The organism is Streptomyces sp. NPDC012825 (assembly GCF_042900925.1).
In the GTDB taxonomy this organism is placed as follows: Bacteria; Actinomycetota; Actinomycetes; order Streptomycetales; family Streptomycetaceae; genus Streptomyces.
Map to the genome: position 1 here is coordinate 17,785 of NZ_JBIBBZ010000035.1, position 5,798 is coordinate 23,582.

The following is a 5,798-nucleotide window of genomic DNA, read 5'->3' on the forward strand; positions in this document are numbered from 1 at the left end:
CCCGGCGGGGGGGGGGGGGGGGGGCGCCCCCGGGGGGTGTTGTCGGCGGGGCGGCGGCCCCCCCCCCCGGGGGGGGCCGGGGGCCGGGGGGGGCCCCCCCCCCCCCCCGGGGCCCCCCCCACTTCCGTAGCGGCCACCTCGGTGGAAGTCGCGGTCCATCCGGTGCAATCCACCGGATGGGCTCCACTCGACAGGCCCGCCCCGGGGGTGGAGACCGTGAACGGTGATGTCCGTTTTACCCCTTGACCACTCCTTGACCGCACTGTTTGTCCCAGGGACGGTGGAGTTCACTTCCACTCGGTGGCGGCGCTGCGGCACGCTCCCGGGTGCACCACCGGGCCGGGTGGAGGGGCGGGGTCAGCGTCGGCGGGAGCGTACGGCCGTCGACGGATTCGGCCGGCCCCCGGGCTACTGCCGCGTCCGGCGCCCCCGCACCGGCGCAGGCACGGCGGGCGCCGCATACAGCACCGCCCGCAGCCGGACCGCGTCGGCGAGCTGCTCCAGGCGCTCCATGTACTCAGGTGTGAGATCCGGGATCGGGTGGACCACGACGAAGACCTCCGTACATCGGTGACCGGCTCCTCCCACCCTCGTCTCCCTCCCCCACCGCCAGGGCGCGGCCGCCGGCCGCGTCCCAGCCGGTGCGACCGCGACTTCGGCCCCCGGCCCACCCAGCGGACCGGAGTACGAAAAGGTGGGGCTCCACTCGGTGGGCTCCACTCTCCACGGAGTGGAACTCACCCGTGGAGAGTGGAGTCCACTCAGCGGCTCGCCCCTCCGTGTCCGGTGCCGGGCTTCCCGGGACGCTGCCCGCGCTCCTGGTCCTCGAGGACCGGTCGGGGAGTGGAAGCTTCGGGGCGGGGTTCGTAGCGCTCTCGGAGCGCCTCGCCTCGCTTCTTCATCTCCTCGATGCGGATCTGGATGCTGCTGATCTGCTCGGCGGTCAGGTCCTGTCCGCCCGTCTTGGCGCGCTCCTTCCGCAGCGCCCGCAGCCTCTCCATATAGTTCGCCGGCTCCCCCTCTGACTCCTCGGCGTCGGCGTCGACGTCGACGATAGGGAAAGGGAGGAGCTGTTCGGGCATCGCGGCCTGCTGGTGCGCGACGACGCCCTCGTAGTACCGGGCGCGTCCCGCGCCGCGCGCTGCACGCAACTGGTTGGTCAGGGCGATGGAGGCGATGACCGCGCGGTCATAGCGCAACGGGACGCGCGGGATCTCCCACTCCCCCAGCTCCACTGGCAGGACCGGAGCGTCGCGGGGGATGTCCCACTCCCCCGGCTTCCCCGGTGGGCCGGGACGTTCGGAGCGGTGAGCCCGGCCGGGGGCCGGTGGTCGGCGCCGGGAGCCGCTTCCGGTGCGCGCCGGCGGCTGCGGGCCGGGTCGGGGCGGGCCCAGTGGATGGTGTAGAGGCGGTAGTCCGCCAAGAGCCCGCGAGTGGTTTTCGGCTCGGTGACGTCCAGGCAGTACGTCGCGATCGCCGTGTCCACGATCATCTCGTCCAGGCCGGGTTCGCGGCGGTGGCCGCGCTGGACCAGGGCGAGGAACCGGCGGGTCTCGGCGGGCAGGTGGCGGCGGTGGAAGAGATCGTTGCTGCTCATCACGAACACCATCGCCGAGACGCCCAGGGCGGCGAGAGCAACGTCCAGGGTCTCGGCGACACGGACGCGGATCACGGCAGCCGCGGCCCGGGCCCGCTCCAGCAGGCTGTCGACGAGATCGGCGGCCTCCCCGAGGAACTCCTTCGCGCTCGCCTTCCAGGCGGCGCGCAGCTGCGCGAGGGAGCGGGCCTTCGGCTTCGGCGGGCGGGTCTTCCTGGCCGCGATCCGGTTGAGCTTCGTGCGGGCCTCCTCGGAAACGACGGGTGCGAACTTGAGGTTGCCGTCCTCGTCGACGGCGGTGACGTACTCGTGCTCCAGCTCGCTGCGGCACAGGTCGATCTCCTGGCCGCGCTTCGACATCCAGCCAATCAGCTCGTGCGGCACCCCCGCCACCTCCGTCACCGGCCGCCGTCCCGTGCTGACGGTGCGCGGCTCGGACGCCACGTCCAGCGCCTCGCACACCTCGACCATGACGAGCTCGTTGTAGAGAGAAGAGGCCGCGACCACGTTCTCCAGCAGCGCCGTGGAGTGCACCGCACCCCACTTCCCGTCCGGCCGCAGGCCCCGGGCAGGCGTATAGGCCGAAACGGGCGGGGCAACCCGGGCCGCGCGGTAGGACTGAGTCCATCCCCGCCGGGCGCGGGGAGCAGGCCAACCGATAAGCGATTGCACCCGGTCAACCGTTGACTGGGTGCGAGAACTGCCTGACGACGACTCATGGGTCATCGAGTGCCTCCGGGCGATAGGAGCCCGACTCCACCAGAACCTCACCCAGGAGCGGGTCTACCTCGCCGCCCGGGTCGACCGGTCGACGCTCCAGGACATTGAAGGCTGGCTGCGGAAACCCGAGGTTCACCGCCTTGGCCCGGATCGCGTACGTCCTAGACGTGCCACTCGACGACCTCATGCCGTAGCCCCGGCCGGAGACGGGTCCGGCCGGGGCAGTCTCCGGCAGACTGGTCAGCCGTTGCCACACGCGTTGCACGGCCACGCGGCCTGCGAGATGCAGTTGCCATTGTCGTCGTACTCGTAGATAACGCTCTTCGTCCCCGAGCACGTCTGGGTGTTGGACGGGTTACCCGGCAGCGGCGCGGGCACCTGCCGCCCGCACGGAATCCGGTGATCCTGCTGGTGTCCCATAGGGGTATACCTCCACATGCTCTGCGCTGGGCCTCCAGCTCCCCTGGCAGCCGGTGCAGTACCACGACCACGAGTCCGGTGTGTCCGAACGCATGCGGGTGGTGTCTTTCCAGAGCATCGGCTTGTCAGGGCACTGGGGGCAGGACGGCGGCTTGAGCGTCATGTGGTCTCCTCGGAAGGGGCGTACTTCACCGTGGCGCCTGAGCCGTGGTGCGTGGTGCGTGGAACGCCCGTCCTCACTCGAATGGGGGACGGGAGCCCGCCTCGCGCACGGCAGGGCGGGGGATCAGTGGGTGGTGCCGTAGGCGATGGCGGCGAGGAGCCCGAGGATGGTCAGGCAGTAAAGCGCCTGCCGCTGCCACTCCTTCACCGCGAGCCCGGCGCCAGCGGCGGCAGGCTCGGCCGGCCGACGTACGCTGCCCGCTCCAGGGTGGCACTGCGGTGGTCACAGATCGCCCGGAGCAGGTTGCGGGCAACTAGGGCGAGCTGTGGGGCGTACGACCAGGAGCCGAGAGGACCGTCGGCGGGGCCGTCCGCCTGGAGCTTGGCCCAGTCCATGAGTGCGCCTGCGCCGCGCGTCGAGCGCTGCTCTATGGGGATGGCCTTCACGTCGGCGGCAAGGCTCGCGCAGTGCGTCAGGAGCGCGTCGGTGAGGAGGGCGAGCTCCTGGAGGCCGGGGTTCTGCCGTATGGCAAGGGCCTGGCGGATGAGACTGAGGGTCGCCAACTCGACGTGCTCCTCGATGGCCGTGGCGGCCTGGAGGAGCAAAATTGCGCCGAGTGCCGCCTCGGCCGCGGCGAGCGTACCCGGACCGAGTGGCGCCTCAGACGTGCGTGGGGGCTGGACTGCATTCACAGGGACGCCCTTCCTATTACGCTGGGGAGTTGCCCGATCTGCTGTGTTCCTGAAGGTAGGAGCAGCAGGGCACCGCCTGAAGTGACCACGGGTACGGGTAGGCAGACACTGTCGGTAGGCAGAGGGGACGCCATGGCCAGGCAGCAGCAGAAAACCCTGACCGGCAGTCAGGAAGGGGCGTCCCGGGCACGGGGCGGGGTTATCTCCGGCTACACCTTCCGGATAATCCGTGAGCAGATAGGCCACAGTCAGGAGTCGATCGCCGAGGAGCTCCGCGTATCGGCCGACACGATCGCGGGGTGGGAGTCCGGACGTCGCGCGCTTACCTCCGTGCATGTCGGGCAGATGCTGGTCCACCGTCACCGGCTCATGAGGCTTGGTGCCTCACCTGCCCTCCTCCTAGCCCTCGAACGCGCCCTAGAGGCGGACGTACTTCTCACCGGGGCCCTCGACGACGGCATGCCCCATGAGGCGCACCCGCTCGGCGCGTGGGTTATGCAACGCGACCTGGTGGAGGTGCTCACCTGGCCGCTAGACGGCGTGGCCCCCACCCCTCTACGCAACCTGCCCGCGCCGCGCCGCGCCAGTCGAGGACCCGTACCTGACCGCCCGGAGCTCGCCCCGGGCGACCGGACCCGGTTCTTCTCCCGGATGCGCGAGACGGTCGACCATGCCCGGGCCCCCGGGCTCTTCCTTCTCCGTCGGCAGTCCCTCTATCTCGCGGGGTACGACGACGCACCAGACACCACGGACTGGCTGGCCGCTCACCAGGGCGACGCACGGCCCGCCGACTGGCTCACCCGCTGGCTCACCGCCCGGTCCGTGGCCGCCGTCGCCGCCCGCCAGGGCGACCGCGACAGGATGGACCACTTCATCGACACCACCCTCGACGGGGGTGACGCCGGCGAGGGCGCGAACCTGGCCTACTGGGCCTACTGGATCGGCGAGACGCCGCATCCCCAGCTCTCGGACGACTTCATCACCTCCGCCCCGTCCGGCGCCTGGGGCGGTCCCAAGCTGCTCGACCACTTGGTCCGCGGGCTCACCCCGAACCACGGCTTCTTCGACCTGAACGTCCACAGCCTCTGGGCGCTCCTGGCCGTCCGGCCCGCGCTGCTGCGGGCATCGACCGAAGCGGGCACCGTCCTGCGCCAACGGCTCCCCGTGATGTTGGATAGCCGAGAGCTGTCGCGGCGGGCACGCCGCGAGCTCGAAGGTATTCGGTACGCGATCCGCCTCGCCGAGGCGTGAGAGGAGACGGACGGTGGCAGACGACCTGTCCGCAGTGGCTCACTTCCTGTATGAGGCGGGCACCCTGAAGGCGTCCCGCCGCACCGGGTGGTGGATGGCCGGCGTCCGGGACCCCGAAAGCGTGGCCGAGCACTCCTGGCGTACCTCGCTCATCGCGTCGGTGATCGCCAGACTCGAAGGGGCGGACCCGGCGCGTGCGGCCCTGCTGGCGGTATGGCATGACACCCAGGAGACGCGCACGGGGGATGTCAACCACCTGGGCAAGAAGTACGCCGACAGCGCGGACCCGAGGAAAGTGACAGCCGACCAGACGGCCGGGATGCCCGAGGTCCTCGCGTCGGCGGTGCGCGAGCTGGTCGGCGAGTACGAGGACAAGGAGTCGCCCGAGGCCATCTGCGCCCGAGATGCTGACAAGCTGGAATGCATGCTCCAGGGCCTGGAGTACCGCGCCCAGGGTTACCAGAGTGCCCAGCGGTGGATCGACAACAGCATGAAGCGACTCACCACGGCGACCGGCCAGCGACTGGCGGAAGAGCTCCTATCGCACGATCCGCTGGACTGGCTCCGGTCGACCCTCGGCGAGAGCTGACCCACACCAGACATAACGAAGCACCACCTCCACCCGAAGGCTTCAGTTCTAGGCAGTGTCTTCAAATGGGTCGGAGCCAGAGGAGGAGGGAGGCGATGGACGGCCGTCTGGTAGGACTCTCGGGTTTTGTCGTAGCGGGTGGCGATGGCGCGGTACTGCTTGAGGCGGTTGAAGCAGCGTTCGACGACGTTGCGCTTCTTGTAGAGCTGCTTGTCGAAGGCGCATGGTCTGCCTCCAGCGCGGTCGCGTCGGGAGCGGTGGGCCCGCTGGCCGCGGCGTTCGGGGATGGTGTGGCCGATCCCGCGTTTACGCAGGTAGGCGCGTATCTTACGGGAACTGTAGCCCTTGTCGCCCAGGACGTGGTCC

General features: G+C 70.3%; 6 protein-coding genes and 1 pseudogene. 2 read left to right on the forward strand and 5 right to left on the reverse strand.

Annotation, left to right across the window (positions count from 1 at the left end; genetic code table 11):
- Positions 1-408: 408 nt before the first annotated feature.
- The 4 genes from ACFY7E_RS32315 to ACFY7E_RS32330 form a co-directional block, all read right to left on the reverse strand.
- A complete protein-coding gene (locus ACFY7E_RS32315) occupies positions 409-588 on the reverse strand; it encodes a hypothetical protein (protein WP_389491282.1) in 180 nt (59 codons plus the stop codon).
- A gap of 173 nt (positions 589-761) precedes the next feature.
- A complete protein-coding gene (locus tag ACFY7E_RS32320) occupies positions 762-1,199 on the reverse strand; it encodes a hypothetical protein (protein ID WP_389491284.1) in 438 nt (145 codons plus the stop codon).
- Positions 1,160-2,323 carry a relaxase domain-containing protein gene (locus ACFY7E_RS32325; protein WP_389491285.1) on the reverse strand — a complete coding sequence of 388 codons (1,164 nt, stop codon included), beginning with the start codon at positions 2,321-2,323 and terminating at the stop codon, positions 1,160-1,162. The genes ACFY7E_RS32320 and ACFY7E_RS32325 overlap by 40 nt, the downstream gene beginning before the upstream one ends.
- A 780-nt stretch (positions 2,324-3,103) precedes the next feature.
- Positions 3,104-3,463, reverse strand: a complete 360-nt coding sequence (locus ACFY7E_RS32330; RefSeq protein ID WP_389491287.1) for a DUF6415 family natural product biosynthesis protein — start codon at positions 3,461-3,463, stop codon at positions 3,104-3,106.
- Between the two features lie 261 nt (positions 3,464-3,724).
- Between ACFY7E_RS32330 and ACFY7E_RS32335 the strand changes: the two genes are divergently transcribed.
- Together ACFY7E_RS32335 and ACFY7E_RS32340 are read left to right on the forward strand one after the other, a co-directional pair.
- A complete protein-coding gene (locus ACFY7E_RS32335; RefSeq protein ID WP_389491289.1) occupies positions 3,725-4,843 on the forward strand; it encodes a helix-turn-helix domain-containing protein in 1,119 nt (372 codons plus the stop codon).
- Between the two features lie 13 nt (positions 4,844-4,856).
- Entirely contained in the window at positions 4,857-5,432 is a 576-nt protein-coding gene (locus tag ACFY7E_RS32340; protein WP_389491291.1) for an HD family hydrolase, read from the forward strand.
- 61 nt (positions 5,433-5,493) lie between these two features.
- Here the strand turns inward: ACFY7E_RS32340 and ACFY7E_RS32345 are convergent.
- Positions 5,494-5,798, reverse strand: a pseudogene (locus tag ACFY7E_RS32345) (transposase); the annotation flags it as partial.